We start from the raw sequence: 15,621 nt of genomic DNA on the forward strand, positions 1-15,621 counted from the left end.
CGCGTCTACCCTGGCGATATGGCTTTTGCTACCGAGCACCCGGTTCTTGCGCACTCCGAGCACCGGCCGGTGGGCGCTATCGAACGCTCCGAGGCGGCGTTCGAAGTCGTCAGCGAGTACGAGCCCGCCGGTGACCAGCCCGCCGCGATCGACGACCTCGAGCGCCGGATCACGGCCGGCGAGAAGGACATCGTCCTGCTCGGCGCCACCGGCACGGGAAAATCGGCCACCACGGCGTGGCTCATCGAGCGGGTGCAGCGCCCCACACTGGTGATGGCGCCCAACAAGACCCTGGCCGCGCAGCTCGCGAACGAACTGCGCGACATGTTGCCGAACAACGCGGTCGAGTACTTCGTCTCGTATTACGACTACTACCAACCCGAGGCGTACATCGCGCAGACCGACACCTATATCGAGAAGGACTCGTCGATCAACGACGACGTCGAGCGGCTGCGTCACTCGGCCACGTCGAGCCTGCTGTCGCGCCGGGACGTGGTGGTGGTCGCGTCGGTCTCGTGCATCTACGGTCTGGGTACCCCGCAGTCGTACCTCGACCGGTCCGTCGAGGTCGAGGTGGGGGAGGAGATCGACCGTGACGCACTGCTGCGGCTGCTGGTGGACGTGCAGTACACCCGCAACGATCATTCCTTCACCCGCGGCAGCTTCCGGGTGCGCGGCGACACCGTCGAGATCATCCCGTCCTACGAAGAACTCGCGGTGCGCATCGAATTCTTCGGTGACGAGGTGGAGGCGCTGTATTACCTGCATCCGCTGACCGGAGACGTGATCAGGCAGGTCGACTCGCTGCGGATCTTTCCCGCCACCCACTACGTCGCCGGACCCGAGCGTATGGAGAAGGCGATGTCGAGCATCGAGCGTGAACTCGAGGAGCGGCTCGCCGATCTCGAGGCCAAGGGCAAACTGCTCGAGGCCCAACGCCTGCGGATGCGTACCAGCTACGACCTGGAGATGATGCGTCAGGTCGGCTTCTGCTCCGGTATCGAGAACTACTCACGCCACATCGACGGACGGCCCGCAGGTAGTGCGCCGGCCACCCTCATCGACTACTTCCCCGAAGACTTCCTGCTCGTCATCGACGAATCCCACGTCACGGTGCCCCAGATCGGCGGCATGTACGAGGGTGACATGTCCCGCAAACGGAACCTGGTCGACTACGGCTTCCGGCTGCCCTCGGCCGTCGACAACCGACCGCTCACCTGGGACGAGTTCGTCGACCGCATCGGGCAGACGGTGTACCTGTCGGCCACACCGGGCCCCTATGAACTCGGTCAGTCCAACGGCGAATTCGTCGAACAGGTGATCCGGCCCACCGGTCTCGTCGATCCCGAGGTCGTCGTCAAACCCACGAAGGGCCAGATCGACGATCTCGTTCACGAGATCCGGGAGCGCACCGAACGCGACGAACGTGTACTGGTGACCACGCTGACCAAGAAGATGGCCGAGGATCTCACCGATTACCTACTCGAACTAGGTATCCGGGTGCGTTACCTGCATTCCGAGGTGGACACGCTGCGTCGGGTGGAACTGTTGCGGCAGTTGCGATCTGGCGAGTACGACGTGCTGGTGGGCATCAACCTGCTGCGCGAGGGACTCGACCTGCCCGAAGTCTCGCTGGTGGCGATCCTCGACGCGGACAAGGAGGGTTTCCTCCGGTCCACCACCTCGCTGATCCAGACCATCGGCCGGGCCGCGCGCAACGTGTCCGGTGAGGTTCACATGTATGCCGATACGGTCACCGAGTCGATGCGTAACGCCATCGACGAGACCGAGCGCCGGCGCGCCAAGCAGGTTGCCTACAACAAGGAGAAGGGCATCGACCCGCAGCCGTTGCGCAAGAAGATCGCCGACATCCTCGACCAGGTCTACCGAGAGGCGGAGGACGCGCCGGTCGAGGTCGGTGGGTCCGGACGCAACGCGAGTCGTGGGCGCCGCGCCCAGGGTGAAGTGTCGAAGTCGCGGTCGGCGAGCGCCGGAGTCATCGAGAAGCGGGATGTGTCGGCCATGCCGCGCGCCGAACTCGCCGATCTCGTCGCGCAACTCACCGACCAGATGATGAACGCGGCACGCGATTTGCAGTTCGAACTCGCCGGGCGCCTCCGCGACGAAATCGCCGATCTGAAGAAGGAATTGCGCGGCATGGACGCCGCAGGGATCAAGTGACACGGCCGGATCAGCGGACAAATCGGCCGCTGCGCACTATTCTGCCGAGGCAGGGATCCCTGGATTGTGGGGGGATGACGGTTGCGCAAGGGGCGTGAACCGGCCAACTAGCGGAGGGTAGGGATGAGCGCATACCAGACGGTCGTGGTGGGCACCGACGGCTCGGAGTCGTCGTTGAAGGCGGTGGAACGTGCCGGCGCGATCGCAGGGGAGTCGGCGAAACTCGTGATCGCCTGCGCGTACTTTCCCAACGACCGGAGTTCCGGTGGTGCCGCCGACATCCTCAAGGACGAGGCCTACCAGGTGACGGGTACATCGCCGACCGACGAGATCCTCCGCTCCGCCAGGGAGCGGGCCAAGCGTGCCGGTGCCGCCAACATCGTGCCGCGTGCGGTCAAAGGGGCGCCGGTGGATGCCTTGCTGCAACTGGTCGTCGACGTGCAGGCCGATCTCCTCGTCGTCGGCAATCGCGGACTCAACTCGATCGCCGGACGTCTACTCGGGTCGGTGCCCGCCGACGTCGCCCGCAAGTCTGCGTGCGATGTCCTGATCGTTCACACCACGTAGCCGTCGCCGGCTAAGCCTCCAGATCGGCCAGTTCGGCCGGAAGCTGCTTGGCGTGCACCACGATCAGGCGTTGGGTGCTCCGTGTCAGGGCCACATAGAGGTCGCTGTAACCCCTGGGTGACTGTTCGATGATGGCCGCGGGTTCGACGACGACCGTGGTATCGAACTCAAGGCCTTTGCAGGTGGTCACCGTGTGCAGGCGGGGCCGCGAGTCGCCATCGAGTTCGTCGACGGCGCGCTGTGTTTCGGTGAACAGTTCGTCGGGGACCACGATGCCGGTCAGGCCCGTGAGACCGGGATCGGTAGCCGCCGCGAGCGCCGTCGACACCAGGGACGGACGGTCCGAGCGCACGGAGACCGGTTCCATTCCGTTGTCGCGCAATGATGTCGGTGCGGTCAGTGTGGGCCCGACCTGTCGCAGCACCCGCGCCGCGTACGCCATGATCTCGCCGGGGGTGCGGTAGTTGACGGTGAGCTCGCGCAGATGCCACCGGTTGGCCACGTACGGCTCGAGGACCTCGCCCCACGACGTGGTGCCTGCCAGGTCGCCCGTCTGGGCGGTGTCGCCGATGATCGTCATCCAGCGATTCGGTATGCGCCGCATCACCATTCGCCACGCCATCGCCGACAGCTCCTGGGCCTCGTCGACGATCACGTGGCCGAATGTCCAGCTGCGGTCACTGAAGGCGCGTTCGGCGGTCGTACTGCGCCGCACCTCGCTCTGCCGGGCCGCCAGCTGTTCGGCATCGATCAGGTCGTAGGCCATGAGGATCTCGGGATCGAGCTCGTCCTCGAGATCCTGTGGAGCCGAACCGGTCAGGATGTCGAGGGCATCCTGCGCCTCGGCGAGCTGACGTCGCCAGCGCTCCCGTTCGGCACGCTCGGCCTCGTCGGTGCCGTATCCGATCAGTTCGGCGAGTTCGTCGAGCAGCGGGATGTCAGCGGGTGTCAGATCGGCGTCGGCGGGTGCGGGCCGAGCCTGGCGGTGGAGTTCTGCCCGGTCGGCGTCCGACCATCCGGGAGTGGCCTTGCGCAGGGCCGACGCGTCGGCGTACAGGCTGCGCAGCACATCCTGCGGCATCAGGGTGGGCCAGAAGCGGAGGACCTGCTCACGGATGTCGGGGTCGCGCGCCATGTCGTCGCGAATGTCGGCGATATCGGTGGAGCTGAGCAGCTGCGAACCATCGAGGAGACTCGAGCCGATCGTTTTGGCGTGACGCACGGCAAGAGCATCGAGTGCGGCGCGCAGGAACACCGGCTGCGCCTGATTGTGCGCGCGTCGTGATCCGCGTGCCGCTGATCGCGCCGACTTGACCAGCGCACTGTCGATCTCGACCCGGTAGCCGTCGAAGTCGATCGGAACCGCGGCCGACGGCAGCGACTCGTATCCGCGTACCGCACGTTTGAGCACGTCGAGCATCCGCAGGTTGCCCTTGATCTCGCGGGTACGGCGAGATTCGTCCGCCCCGGCGCGCACCCCGGGATACAGTTCGCCGATCGTTGCGAGCAACACGTCGGATTCGCCGAGCGAGGGAAGCACCTGCCCGATGTAGTCGAGGAAGTCGTTGTTGGGTCCGATGATGAGAACTCCGCTGCGCGAGAGGATGTCGCGGTGCGTGTAGAGCAGGTAGGCGGCACGATGCAGTGCCACCGCGGTCTTGCCGGTGCCGGGACCGCCCTGGATCACGGTGACCCCGCGATGGGGCGATCTGATGATCAGGTCCTGCTCGCGTTGAATCGTCTCCACGATGTCGGTCATCTCACCGGTGCGGGCGGCATCGAGCGCGGCGACCAGGGCGGACTCGTTGACCACATCCCCATGGCCGAAGTCGTCCACGGAACCCTCACCGGCGGTGAGGAATTCGTCGTTGACCGCACGTACCCGGCGGTTGCGGGTACGAATGTGTCGCCGGCGGACCACGTGCTCGGGGCTCGCGGGCGTCGCCAGGTAGAACGCACGCGAAAGGGGTGCGCGCCAGTCCAGCAGCAGCGTGGTGTCATCGCGGTCGTCGTCGAGAATGCCGATGCGGCCGATCCGCCGGACCTCGCCATCGTCGAGATCGAGCCGCCCGAAGTACAGATTGTGTTCGGCGGCATCGAACTTGGCGAGGTCGTCGACGTACATGCGTTCGTACGACTCGCGTTCGGAGAGCGCTTGCGGGGTGCCGTCGGATTCGCGGAGCGTGTCGGAGAGGCGGCGCCGGGTGTTCGCGCGCATCCGGTCGAGGCGGGCGTACACGCGGTCGAGGTGGTCCTGTTCGTCGTCCGTGCGGGTTTCCGGACGGGCCGAGGGCGAACTCACGACGTGCGCACCTCCACCCGGCCGCTGCGCGGCGACTCGCTGAGACCGTCGTCGACGACGAGACCGGCCGTGCGCAGGCGCTCGGTCAGCTCTCTCGCGCAACGCGGTTCTGCCAGGCGGGCACAGACCCGCTCGACCGGTTCGTGCAGTGCCCGATCGGCGAGCCGGTCACCGAGCCACGCGAGCATCTCGGCCTGCGAACCCAGCGGCACCGGGCGTGGTCCGCCGAGCACGCCGTGGCGGGAGACGTAGACGTCGAAGTGATCGGGTAGGGCCCCGTCGAGATCGGAGTTCAGGGGATGCTCGGTGGTTCTCAGCGGTATTCGTTGATAGTTCGGTTCGGTCGAGTCGAGCGCGGCGAGTTGCTCGTCGTCGACCCAGATCGCGGTCGCCGAGGTGACGGCACCCGCTTCGAAGAAGGGTGCGGCAGGCAGATACCCGCGGCGGGAAACGTGGGCCGAGTGGCCGATCCCCAGGTGGCCGACGGTGACCCGCTGGAGGTGTGGCGAACCGGACGAGACGTGAGCAAGCTTGGTGCGCAACACGTTCGGTGATGCATTGGAACCGACGGTCACCATCAGGGTCATGCCGGTGGTCGCCGACGGTCCCGTCGACCACTCGTCGTGGTCGACGGTCCACGGGTAGTGGTGCGCCGGGAAATCCGCGGACCCCGCCGGTTGCACCCCAACAAATTCGGTCCGCGAAGACATCCCCGAGGTCAGGACCGCGCCTTGCGCCAGCGACGGCGGCCGTCGTCGGCCACCGCTTCGGCCTTGTCTGTCGCGGTGGCCGCGAACTCGCGTGCGGATTCGGCGAGTTCGGGTGCGCGCTCACTGACGAGCTCGGCGAGCTCGGCGGAGCGCTGGCGGGCGAGTTCGGCCAGTTCGGTGGACCGCTCACCGATCAGTTCGGCGAATTCGGTGGACCGCTCGCGAGCGGCTTCGGCCAGCTCGGGGGCGCGATCGCGGACGCGTTCGGCGACCTCCGCGGAGCGTTCCCGTGCGGCCTCGGCGAGCTCAGGGGCGCGATCGCGGATCTTGTCGGCGGTCTCGGTGGAGAACTCTCCGACGACGTGTGCCGCCTCGCCGGACTTCTCGCCGAGCGCGGACGCCGACTCCTGGGCGTGCTCACGGAACGTGTCCCATGCCGTGGCACCGGCCTTCGCGCCGATCGGGAGCGCCGCCACGAGTGCGTCGGCCTTCTTCCGACCCCGCCACGCCAGCGACGGCTTGCCCTCGGTGTCGGCGGCGGCGATGAGCAGTCCGCCGAGCAGGCTGACGTTCTTCATGAACTGGGTGCGCTGCAACTTCTTCGTGGCGGGGTCGGTCTCTGCCCAGAACGCGTGACCGGCAACCGTCGTCGGAATCAGCGACCCGGCAAGCACCGCCGAGGCCACCCGGGGGAATTTGCCGGTGGCCAGCAAGATGCCTCCACCCACCTGCACCGCCCCGTTGATGCGGACCAGGGTGACCGGATCAGTCGGAACGCTGGAGGTGACCTCGTCGGGCAACACCGCGACGGTCGTGTCCACCAGTCCCTGCGCCATTTCGGCACGTGGCTGCGGGTGGCGCAGCGCGTCGACGCCGGAATAGACGAAGACGGTGGCGAGCATCGGTCGGGCGATACGGCGGAGAATCATCTTGTAACACGGTCCCTTCGTTGGTGGCTGTGCAGCAGTGGGTGGCTCGGTGAGTTCGGACTCGTCGTGTGTCGGGTGGCACTGGTCTCGGCGCTCTTTCGAGGTTACCCGCCGGGGCGTCCGACCGGATCGCCGTCACCACCCACGTTCACGCCACTCCGGCAGCGCCGGGCGTTCTGCGCCCAGTGTGGTGTCCTTGCCATGTCCGGGATAGACGACGGTCGAATCCGGGAACCGGTCGAAGATCTTGGTGCTGACTCCGTCGATCAGGGTCGTGAAGTCCTCGGGACGCCACGTTTTGCCCACCCCGCCCGGAAACAGCGAGTCCCCGGAGAACAGGTGAACCACACCGGTGTCCGGGTCGGTGAGGGCCAGCGCAATGGACCCGGGTGTGTGACCGACGAGGTGAATGGCCTCCAACGTCAGGTCGCCCACGGTCACCGTGTCGCCGTCGTCGACCAGCAGATCGGGTGTGACCGGCAGCTCCGCGGCGTCCTCGCGCCCGGTAGCCGTCGGTGCCCCGGTGGCCTTCGCCACCTCGGCGAGCGCCTGCCAATGGTCGTAGTGCTGGTGAGTGGTGAAGATCAGGGCAGGCGTGCCACCGATCTCGTCGACCGTGGCCAGAATCGCGTCGGCGTCGTTGGCGGCGTCGATGATGAGCTGTGCACCCGTGGCGGTGCTGGTGACGAGGTACACGTTGTTGTCCATCGGGCCCACCGAGAGCTTGACGATCGTCGCGTTGCCGAGGGTGCGCCGTTGGGGTCCCGACGACGAGAGATCGCCGGTGTAGTCGTCGGAGATGATGCGATCGGAGGCGGCCATGAACGCCAATCTAGTCACACTCGTATCCGCTGTCTCCGGCGTCGGGAACACCCGGAGCGCCGAGTATCGTTGACATCTGTGTAATGCGCCCGCAAGAGGGGTGGACGGGTGCCCTGATTGTGTCGGTGGTCGGCGATACCGTGGTGCAGCCGGGTGTGCTCACGTGCACGCCGCGCCCCCATCGCCCGTGAATCGGACCGGATCCCGGGTGTTGAAGAGGATCGGGTGTTGAAGACGAATGTCGAGATAGGACAACTGTGGTTGATCGTTTGATCGTCCGTGGAGCACGCGAACACAATCTCCGTGGAATCGACGTGGACCTGCCGCGTGACAGCCTGGTGGTGTTCACCGGGTTGTCGGGGTCGGGGAAATCGTCGCTGGCGTTCGACACGATCTTTGCCGAGGGTCAGCGCCGGTACGTCGAATCACTGTCGGCGTATGCGCGGCAGTTCCTGGGTCAGATGGACAAACCGGACGTCGATTTCATCGAGGGCCTTTCACCGGCGGTGTCAATCGACCAGAAGTCGACCAACCGCAATCCTCGCTCGACCGTCGGCACGATCACCGAGGTCTACGATTACCTGCGTCTGCTCTACGCGCGGGCCGGTGTCGCCCACTGCCCGGTCTGCGGTGCCGAGATCGCCAAGCAGACGCCCCAGCAGATCGTCGACCAGGTTCTCGCGATGGACGAGGGCACGCGCTTCCAGGTGCTCGCGCCGGTGGTCCGCACCCGCAAGGGCGAGTTTGTCGACCTCTTCGGCGAACTCCAGACGCAGGGCTTCTCTCGTGCCCGCGTCGACGGCACCGTTTACCAGCTCACCGATCCGCCCAAGCTCAAGAAGCAGGAAAAGCACGACATCGACGTCGTGGTGGACCGGCTCGTCGTCAAACCCAGCTCCAAGCAGCGCCTCACCGACTCGGTCGAAACGGCGCTGCGGCTCGCCGACGGCATCGTCGTGCTCGACTTCGTCGACCTCGACGAGTCCGACCCGAAGCGGGAGCGACGCTTCTCCGAACGCATGGCCTGCCCCAATGGCCATCCCATCGCCATCGACGATCTCGAACCCCGCTCGTTCTCGTTCAACTCCCCGTACGGAGCATGTCCAGAGTGTGATGGTCTCGGCGTGCGCAAGGAGGTCGACGAGGAACTCGTCGTACCCGACCCCGATCTGTCCCTGGCCGAGGGCGCCATCGCACCGTGGTCGACCGGACACAACGCCGACTACTTCCTGCGGCTGATGACGGGTCTGGCCGATCAGATGGGCTTCGACGTCGAGACACCCTGGAAGAAGCTGCCCGCCAAGGCGCGCAATGCGTTGCTCAACGGCAGTGATCATCAGGTACACGTCAAGTTCCGCAACCGCTACGGACGTACCCGCTCGTACTACACCGAGTTCGAGGGCGTCATGTCGTTCCTCAGTCGACGTATGGACCAGACCGAGTCCGAGCAGATGAAGGAGCGCTACGAGGGGTACATGCGCGATGTGCCGTGCCCGGTCTGCCAGGGTGCGCGGCTGCGCCCGGAGATCCTCGCAGTGACGCTCGATCACCCCATCTACGGACCCAAGTCGATTGCCGAGGTGTGCGCACTGTCGGTGGCCGAGTGTGCCGATTACCTCGGCGGGCTCGAACTCGACTCGCGTCAGAAGGCGATCGCCGGGCGGGTCCTCAAGGAGGTGCAGGCCCGTATCCGTTTCCTGCTCGACGTCGGCCTCGAGTACCTGTCGTTGGCACGGGCGGCCGGTTCACTGTCCGGTGGTGAAGCCCAGCGCATCCGGCTGGCCACCCAGATCGGTTCGGGACTCGCCGGCGTGCTGTACGTGCTCGACGAACCGTCGATCGGACTGCATCAACGCGACAACCGCAGGCTCATCGACACGCTGACGCGGCTGCGCGACCTGGGCAACACGTTGATCGTGGTGGAGCACGACGAGGACACCATTCGTGCCGCCGACTGGATCGTGGACATCGGCCCGCGTGCCGGTGAGCACGGTGGCGAGGTGGTGCACAGCGGCAGCTACAAGGACCTGCTGCGCAACCGTAAGTCGCTCACCGGTGCCTACTTGTCGGGACGCGACACGCTGCCCATCCCGGCGATCCGGCGGCCCATCTCGAAGGGCCGTCAGCTCACCGTGGTCGGCGCCCGCGAACACAACCTGCGAGGCATCGACGTCTCGTTCCCGCTGGGGGTGCTCACCGCCGTGACCGGTGTGTCCGGGTCGGGCAAGTCGACGCTGGTCAACGACATCCTGGCCACCGTGCTCGCCAACAAACTCAACGGCGCGCGGCAGGTGCCCGGACGTCACACCCGGGTCAACGGCCTGGGGAACCTCGACAAGCTCGTCCAAGTAGATCAGTCGCCGATCGGCCGCACCCCGCGATCGAATCCGGCTACCTACACCGGCGTCTTCGACAAGATCCGCACCCTGTTCGCCGCGACCACCGAAGCCAAGGTGCGCGGATACCAGCCGGGCCGGTTCTCGTTCAACGTCAAGGGCGGTCGCTGCGAGGCATGCACGGGTGAGGGCACCATCAAGATCGAGATGAACTTTCTGCCCGATGTCTACGTGCCTTGCGAGGTGTGCCACGGCGCCCGCTACAACCGCGAGACCCTCGAAGTGCACTACAAGGGCAAGACGATCTCCGAGGTGCTCGACATGCCGATCGAGGAGGCCGCCGAGTTCTTCGAGCCGGTCACGTCGATCCACCGGTACCTCAAGACGCTCGTCGACGTCGGACTCGGTTACGTCCGCCTCGGGCAGCCGGCACCTACGTTGTCCGGCGGTGAGGCCCAGCGCGTCAAACTCGCCGCTGAACTGCAGAAACGGTCGTCGGGACGCACGGTCTACATCCTCGACGAACCCACCACCGGGCTGCACTTCGAGGACATCAAGAAACTGCTCAAGGTGATCAACGGTCTCGTCGACAAGGGGAACACCGTGATCGTCATCGAACACAACCTCGACGTCATCAAGACTGCCGACTGGGTCATCGACATGGGGCCCGAGGGCGGCAGCGGCGGCGGAACGGTGATCGCGGAGGGCACCCCCGAGGACATCGCCGAGGTTCCCGAAAGCCACACCGGCAAGTTCCTCGCCGAGATTCTCCAGACCCAGGAACGCGTGGCGACCGCAGGCTGACGTCGACGTCACATCAGGGCGCGCACGATCATCCCGACGCCGAGGGCCGCGACGATCAGATTCCCGACCGCCACGGTGCGGCGGCGCGCCTTCGTCGACAGCCCGGTCCGCAGGAGAGCTGCGGCGGTCACCAGCGTGGTGTGCCACCCCAGTGAGGCGACGCCGACCCCTGCGGTGAATGCGATTCGTTCGGGAACGCCGAGCGCCGGTGCGCGTGGCATCACGATCGCCGCGATATAGACGAGGGTGGCCGGGTTGATCGCCGTCAGCCCGGCGAATGCGAGGAAACGTCCCCGGTGTCCGCGCGGTGTGGTGACGGCGTCGGCTGCCGGGGAGCGCAGCGCCATCACCGCGACGACGATCAACACTACGCCGGCGATGACCTGCGGGACCACTCCGAAACGGGCGATCGCCGGGGTCAGGGCGGTACCGCCCGCCGCCACCGCCGCGGTGTAGATCGTGTCGACACCCGCCACCGCGGCCGCACCCGGCATCGTGGCCGGCCACCCGTGCGTCATCGCCTCGCGGATGAGTAAAGCGCCGACTGCGCCGACCGGGACGGCCAGTCCGAGTCCGGCCAGCATGCCCAGGACCAGTGCTCCCGCGACGGATTCCACTCCCATGCATACAGCGTCGAATGCCGGCACCGGACGATCTGCGAGAATCTCTGTTCGGCCGCTAGATTCGACGTATGGATGCCACTGACAGGGCGATCGTGGACATTCTCGTCGCCGACGGCCGCGCATCGTTCAGTCGGATCGGTCGCGAGGTGGGCTTGAGTACCAATGCCGCAGCGGCCCGTGTCCGCCGGCTCGAGGACCGGGGGACCATCCTGGGTTACCGCGCGGTGCTGGGCGCCGAAGCGAGGCCGAGCGTCGCAGCGGGCAGTATCGAGGCCTTCATCGACACCCGGCTTCGCGAATCGACCGATTCCGAACAGTTCCTGCGCTGGGCCACCGCAGACCCGGCAGTGATCGACGCGGTACACGTCACCGGCCCCTACGACTACCTACTTCGCATCCGCGCGGCGGGAACCGCCGACCTGGATCGGTTCCTACGCCGCATCAAATCGTCCGGCGGTGCCGCGCAGACACAGACCCGCATCGCGCTGCGGCCGGCCGCGCCCCATGACCCAGGCCCAACCCCATGACCCAGGCCTGACACAGGTTGTCCCGCAACAACAGATCGCCTAGGACCCCATCGACTTTCTGATCTCGTCGAGACGCTTCTTCGCGGCCTCGTTGCGTTTGGCCACCATTTCGTCGACCTCACGGCCTTCCGGGGTGTCCTCGGCGAGTTCCTGTGAGCCAACGGCAATGCCGATCCGCTTCTCGATCTTGTCCCGCACGAAGTCGAAGCTGGGCACGCCCGCATCGTTGTAGTCGGGGTCGGGCAGAACGGTCGGCGCCGGTTGCGTGGAGCCGGGCGATACGGCGCCCACAACCTCAGCGTCGACGATCTCGCCGATCGGTTGCTCGTCGCCGGGGGAGCGGTGCGCGTCGTCTGAGGCGGTCATGAATCCAGCGTAGGCCGGTGGGTGTGCGCGGCGCTCCACGATTCAGCGGCGGCGATCACGCACCGGGCCGGTGTACTTCTCCCCGGGACCCTCACCGGGCTCGTCGGGGTATGCGCTGGCATCGCGGAACGCGAGCTGAAGCTGCTTGAGCCCGTCGCGGATCGGTGCCGCGTGCACGCCGAGGTCGGGTTTTGCGGCGTCGACCAGGCCCGCCAGCGCCGTGATGAGCCGGCGGGCCTCGTCCAGATCGATGTCGTCATCGGTGGCGCCCACCCCGAGTCCGAGCTTTTCCGCCGATGCACTCATCAGCATCACGATGGCCCGCGTGGTCACCTCGATGGCCGGAATATCGCCGAGATCCCTGACGTTGTCGCCACCGTCTGTGGGATCGTCGAAATCGACCGGACCGGAGGCCCCGAAATCCGTCGGGACGGCGCCGGGAAGGTCCTCACCTGCACCGTCGCCGGAGCGCGAATAGGTGTTTTCGGTCATGGCTGATAGACTTCCATAGCACGACCGCCCCGGTATGCGCCGGGGTCGCAAGTGGAGTTCCGCTCCCACCGCTACGACGCGTCGATCCTCGAGATTGCGCAGTTGTACGGTCCGGTCCCATCGAGGTTCGGCTTCGCGCCCGAACTGCGGTGCGCTGAACAGCGCCTTGGGGCCGGTCGGTATCGGAGCCCTGCGGACGTACACCGTCCCGGGGCTCTTCTGCTGAGGAGTGCTTCTCCCACGCGCGACCTCCGCCGACCGTGACGGCCACCCTGTCAGGATTTATCAAGGAGGCCCCATCAGCACTGAGACCCGCATCAACGAGCGCATCCGCGTCCCCGAGGTCCGACTCGTCGGACCCAATTCGGAGCAGGTGGGCATCGTGCGTGTTGAAGATGCGCTTCGCCTGGCCTACGAGGCCGACCTGGACCTGGTCGAGGTCGCACCCGACGCCCGACCGCCGGTGTGCAAGATCATGGACTACGGCAAGTTCAAGTACGAAGCCGCCCAGAAGCAGCGCGAATCGCGTCGCAACCAGCAGATGACCGTCATCAAGGAGCAGAAGCTCCGCCCCAAGATCGACGACCACGATTACGAGACCAAGAAGGGTCACGTCATCCGGTTCCTCGAGGCGGGCTCCAAGGTGAAGGTGACCATCATGTTCCGTGGCCGCGAGCAGTCGCGTCCCGAACTCGGTTACCGCCTGCTGCAGCGTCTGGGCAACGACGTCGCCGATCATGGCTTCGTCGAGACCGCAGCCAAGCAGGACGGTCGCAACATGACCATGGTCCTCGCGCCGCACAAGGGTGCGAAGACCCGCGTGAAAGCGCAACAGCAATCCCGCGATCGCGCGCCTCGGGCCCAGGGCCCGAAGGACGACGCCGCGAGCTAGCCGACCCGGTCGGGCCCGATGAACGAGCCTGCCGGCCGACCACTGCGAGCGCACCGCATCCGACGTCCGCGGGTGTGGTTGAAGTTCGCCGCAACGAAGGAAGAAAGAATGCCGAAGAGCAAGACCCACAAGGGCACCGCCAAGCGTTTCAAGGTGACCGGCAGCGGAAAGATCCTCCGCCAGAAGGCCAACCGCCGCCACCTGCTGGAGCACAAGCCCTCTCGCCGTACCCGCCGTCTCGACGGTGTCGCCGTCGTGAGCGAGGCCGACGCACCGCGGATCAAGCGACTGCTCAACCGCTGACACCCGAGACCACTGACTGACGAACAAGAGGATTTGACATGGCACGTGTGAAAAGGGCGGTCAACGCCCAGAAGAAGCGCCGGACCACGCTGGAGGCGTCCAAGGGCTACCGCGGTCAGCGGTCGCGCCTGTACCGCAAGGCCAAGGAGCAGCAGCTCCACTCGATGACCTACGCCTACCGGGACCGTCGCGCCCGCAAGGGTGAGTTCCGCAAGCTGTGGATCGCGCGCATCAACGCCGCGTCGCGCGCCAACGACATCACCTACAACCGCTTCATCCAGGGGCTCAAGGCCGCCGGTGTCGAGGTGGACCGCAAGGTGCTCGCCGACATCGCCGTCACCGACCCCGAGGCCTTCGCCGGCCTGGTCGAGGTGGCCCGCAAGGCGCTGCCCGCCGACGTGAATGCGCCCGCAGCCTGACGTTGCGCAACGATCCGATACGACCCGCGATGGACGTTCTCACCGAACGCTCGTCGCGGGTCGTCTCGTATGCCAAACTGCATCGGGCCGCCGATCGTCGTAGTCAGGGCCGCTTTCTCGTCGAGGGTCCCAACTCCGTCGGCGCGGCGCTCGACACCGGGCGCGCCGTCGAGGTCTTCGTGCGTGAGGACGAGGCGGAGCGCTTCGCAGAGGTTGTCGCCGCGGCTGCCGCGGCAGGCGTGCCGGTCGCCCTCGTGACCGATCGGGGTGCGCGCAAACTCTCCGAGACCACCACGCCGCCCGGCATCTTCGCGGTGTGCGACCTGCTCGACGCGTCCCTCGGCGAGGTACTGGCCGCTGCGCCCCGACTCCTTGCCGTCGCTGTCGAACCGCGCGAGCCCGGCAACGCGGGCACATTGATCCGAACCGCCGACGCGATGGGCGCCGACGCGGTAGTGCTGCTCGGCGACGCCGTCGACCCGCACAACGGCAAGTGCGTACGGGCCAGTGCGGGCAGCGTCTTCCACATCCCGATCGTGCGTGAGCGCGATCTTCCAACAGCCCTCGGAGCCGTGCGTTCGGCGGGCATCGGGTTGCTGGCAACGGCCGCGTCGGGGGAGATGAGTCTCGACGACGCCGCCGACGTGCTGACCCGGCCCACCGCGTGGCTCTTCGGCAACGAGGCGCACGGTCTGCCCGTCGAACTGTCCGACTCGGCCGACCACCGTGTCTCGATCCCGTTGCGCGGCAGGGCCGAAAGCCTCAATCTGGCGGCCGCGGCGGCCATCTGCCTCTACGAGAGCGCGCGGGCGCAGACCACCTCGCACTGAGAACACCCCAGCACACTCCGACACTGCGGCGTACGCCGCGGTACTAGGACTCCGCGATCGCCTTGATGCGGGCGAGTGTGGCCGGAATGCCGGTCATTGCCGCGGTGACCCGAATGACCATCTGTTCCGCGGCGTCGTCGCCGTAACGGGTGCGGAAGAACGCCTCGCCGGTGTCGCCGAAGTCTGTGTACTCGACCAACCGTGCGGTGTCCTCGTCGAGCGCGTCGATGCGGAATCCCCACCGCGTTTCGCTGTTGGACACCGCCCACTCGAACTGTCGCGCAGGATCGTCGACGGTCACCGTCGACGTGGTGGACCATTCCCGCACCGCGGTGCGGTTGTGTCCGGTGAAGGTGGCCCCGACACCCCGTTGCACGCCGTCCCACGTGCAGGTGTGGCACTGCTCGCTCCACTCGCCGGTGCGGGTGATGTCACTGACGATCCCGTAGACATCTCGGGCGGGGCGCGCGATGACGACACTGTCCTCCACGGTGTAGCGCATGGTGCACCAGTGTAGA

The 15,621-nt window shown here is 66.6% G+C and carries 16 protein-coding genes; 8 read left to right on the forward strand and 8 right to left on the reverse strand.

The genetic code is table 11. From position 1 onward, the window contains the following. Positions 1-18 precede the first annotated feature (18 nt). Both uvrB and ACWDSI_RS18575 read left to right on the forward strand, forming a co-directional pair. Positions 19-2,181: an excinuclease ABC subunit UvrB gene (gene uvrB / locus ACWDSI_RS18570; RefSeq protein ID WP_449757411.1), complete on the forward strand. Its 2,163-nt coding sequence runs from the start codon at positions 19-21 to the stop codon at positions 2,179-2,181. Between the two features lie 123 nt (positions 2,182-2,304). Next, entirely contained in the window at positions 2,305-2,748 is a 444-nt protein-coding gene (locus ACWDSI_RS18575; RefSeq protein WP_449748837.1) for a universal stress protein, read from the forward strand. A gap of 10 nt (positions 2,749-2,758) precedes the next feature. On the opposite strand, the gene ACWDSI_RS18580 is transcribed toward ACWDSI_RS18575, so the two are convergent. From ACWDSI_RS18580 to ACWDSI_RS18595, 4 genes are all read right to left on the reverse strand, one after another. Beyond that, positions 2,759-5,050, reverse strand: coding sequence for a HelD family protein (locus ACWDSI_RS18580; RefSeq protein ID WP_449757412.1), 2,292 nt, complete (start codon positions 5,048-5,050; stop codon positions 2,759-2,761). Beyond that, on the reverse strand, positions 5,047-5,733 hold the full coding sequence (locus ACWDSI_RS18585; RefSeq protein WP_449757413.1) for a hypothetical protein: 687 nt from the start codon (positions 5,731-5,733) through the stop codon (positions 5,047-5,049). The genes ACWDSI_RS18580 and ACWDSI_RS18585 overlap by 4 nt, the downstream gene beginning before the upstream one ends. A 35-nt stretch (positions 5,734-5,768) precedes the next feature. Further along, a complete protein-coding gene (locus tag ACWDSI_RS18590; RefSeq protein ID WP_449748840.1) occupies positions 5,769-6,689 on the reverse strand; it encodes a DoxX family membrane protein in 921 nt (306 codons plus the stop codon). A gap of 135 nt (positions 6,690-6,824) precedes the next feature. After that, positions 6,825-7,511: an MBL fold metallo-hydrolase gene (locus tag ACWDSI_RS18595; protein ID WP_449757414.1), complete on the reverse strand. Its 687-nt coding sequence runs from the start codon at positions 7,509-7,511 to the stop codon at positions 6,825-6,827. Positions 7,512-7,768: 257 nt separating this feature from the next. Here ACWDSI_RS18595 and uvrA point away from each other — a divergent pair, with 257 nt between their 5' ends. Continuing rightward, positions 7,769-10,651 carry an excinuclease ABC subunit UvrA gene (gene uvrA / locus ACWDSI_RS18600; RefSeq protein WP_449757415.1) on the forward strand — a complete coding sequence of 961 codons (2,883 nt, stop codon included), beginning with the start codon at positions 7,769-7,771 and terminating at the stop codon, positions 10,649-10,651. An 8-nt stretch (positions 10,652-10,659) separates the two neighbouring features. On the opposite strand, the gene ACWDSI_RS18605 is transcribed toward uvrA, so the two are convergent. Continuing rightward, positions 10,660-11,274, reverse strand: coding sequence for a LysE family transporter (locus ACWDSI_RS18605; RefSeq protein ID WP_449757416.1), 615 nt, complete (start codon positions 11,272-11,274; stop codon positions 10,660-10,662). Between the two features lie 68 nt (positions 11,275-11,342). On the opposite strand from ACWDSI_RS18605, the gene ACWDSI_RS18610 reads away from it, so the two are divergent. After that, positions 11,343-11,801 carry an Lrp/AsnC family transcriptional regulator gene (locus ACWDSI_RS18610; protein ID WP_449748844.1) on the forward strand — a complete coding sequence of 153 codons (459 nt, stop codon included), beginning with the start codon at positions 11,343-11,345 and terminating at the stop codon, positions 11,799-11,801. Positions 11,802-11,840: 39 nt separating this feature from the next. Here ACWDSI_RS18610 and ACWDSI_RS18615 read toward each other — a convergent pair whose 3' ends face one another. Both ACWDSI_RS18615 and ACWDSI_RS18620 read right to left on the reverse strand, forming a co-directional pair. Next, positions 11,841-12,167: a PspA domain-containing protein gene (locus tag ACWDSI_RS18615; protein ID WP_449748845.1), complete on the reverse strand. Its 327-nt coding sequence runs from the start codon at positions 12,165-12,167 to the stop codon at positions 11,841-11,843. 42 nt (positions 12,168-12,209) lie between these two features. Continuing rightward, the gene (locus tag ACWDSI_RS18620) at positions 12,210-12,659 is read right to left on the reverse strand and encodes a DUF1844 domain-containing protein (protein ID WP_449757417.1); all 450 of its coding nucleotides are present in this window, start codon (positions 12,657-12,659) and stop codon (positions 12,210-12,212) included. A 280-nt stretch (positions 12,660-12,939) separates the two neighbouring features. Between ACWDSI_RS18620 and infC the strand changes: the two genes are divergently transcribed. The 4 genes from infC (at position 12,940) to ACWDSI_RS18640 (ending at position 15,103) form a co-directional block, all read left to right on the forward strand. Beyond that, positions 12,940-13,551, forward strand: coding sequence for a translation initiation factor IF-3 (infC, locus tag ACWDSI_RS18625; protein ID WP_449757427.1), 612 nt, complete (start codon positions 12,940-12,942; stop codon positions 13,549-13,551). Between the two features lie 108 nt (positions 13,552-13,659). Next, the gene (gene rpmI / locus ACWDSI_RS18630) at positions 13,660-13,854 is read left to right on the forward strand and encodes a 50S ribosomal protein L35 (protein WP_449748847.1); all 195 of its coding nucleotides are present in this window, start codon (positions 13,660-13,662) and stop codon (positions 13,852-13,854) included. A gap of 38 nt (positions 13,855-13,892) precedes the next feature. Then, entirely contained in the window at positions 13,893-14,273 is a 381-nt protein-coding gene (gene rplT, locus ACWDSI_RS18635) for a 50S ribosomal protein L20 (RefSeq protein ID WP_449748848.1), read from the forward strand. A 29-nt stretch (positions 14,274-14,302) separates the two neighbouring features. After that, positions 14,303-15,103 (forward strand): TrmH family RNA methyltransferase, encoded by an 801-nt coding sequence (locus ACWDSI_RS18640; protein WP_449748849.1) that lies wholly within the window; start codon positions 14,303-14,305, stop codon positions 15,101-15,103. 43 nt (positions 15,104-15,146) lie between these two features. Here the strand turns inward: ACWDSI_RS18640 and ACWDSI_RS18645 are convergent, their stop codons facing one another. Then, entirely contained in the window at positions 15,147-15,605 is a 459-nt protein-coding gene (locus ACWDSI_RS18645) for an SRPBCC family protein (protein ID WP_449748850.1), read from the reverse strand. Between the last annotated feature and the right edge of the window lie 16 nt (positions 15,606-15,621).

It is taken from the genome of Gordonia sp. NPDC003429, assembly GCF_053588575.1.

Coding starts and splice junctions, on each gene's coding strand:
- uvrB (WP_449757411.1), top strand. CDS start 19: ATGGCTTTTGCTACCGAGCACCCGGTTCTTGCGCACTCCGAGCACCGG.
- rpmI (WP_449748847.1), top strand. CDS start 13,660: ATGCCGAAGAGCAAGACCCACAAGGGCACCGCCAAGCGTTTCAAGGTG.
- rplT (WP_449748848.1), top strand. CDS start 13,893: ATGGCACGTGTGAAAAGGGCGGTCAACGCCCAGAAGAAGCGCCGGACC.
- ACWDSI_RS18645 (WP_449748850.1), bottom strand. CDS start 15,605: ATGCGCTACACCGTGGAGGACAGTGTCGTCATCGCGCGCCCCGCCCGA.
- ACWDSI_RS18595 (WP_449757414.1), bottom strand. CDS start 7,511: ATGGCCGCCTCCGATCGCATCATCTCCGACGACTACACCGGCGATCTC.
- ACWDSI_RS18575 (WP_449748837.1), top strand. CDS start 2,305: ATGAGCGCATACCAGACGGTCGTGGTGGGCACCGACGGCTCGGAGTCG.
- ACWDSI_RS18590 (WP_449748840.1), bottom strand. CDS start 6,689: ATGATTCTCCGCCGTATCGCCCGACCGATGCTCGCCACCGTCTTCGTC.
- ACWDSI_RS18605 (WP_449757416.1), bottom strand. CDS start 11,274: ATGGGAGTGGAATCCGTCGCGGGAGCACTGGTCCTGGGCATGCTGGCC.
- ACWDSI_RS18615 (WP_449748845.1), bottom strand. CDS start 12,167: ATGACCGCCTCAGACGACGCGCACCGCTCCCCCGGCGACGAGCAACCG.
- ACWDSI_RS18610 (WP_449748844.1), top strand. CDS start 11,343: ATGGATGCCACTGACAGGGCGATCGTGGACATTCTCGTCGCCGACGGC.
- ACWDSI_RS18640 (WP_449748849.1), top strand. CDS start 14,303: ATGGACGTTCTCACCGAACGCTCGTCGCGGGTCGTCTCGTATGCCAAA.
- ACWDSI_RS18620 (WP_449757417.1), bottom strand. CDS start 12,659: ATGACCGAAAACACCTATTCGCGCTCCGGCGACGGTGCAGGTGAGGAC.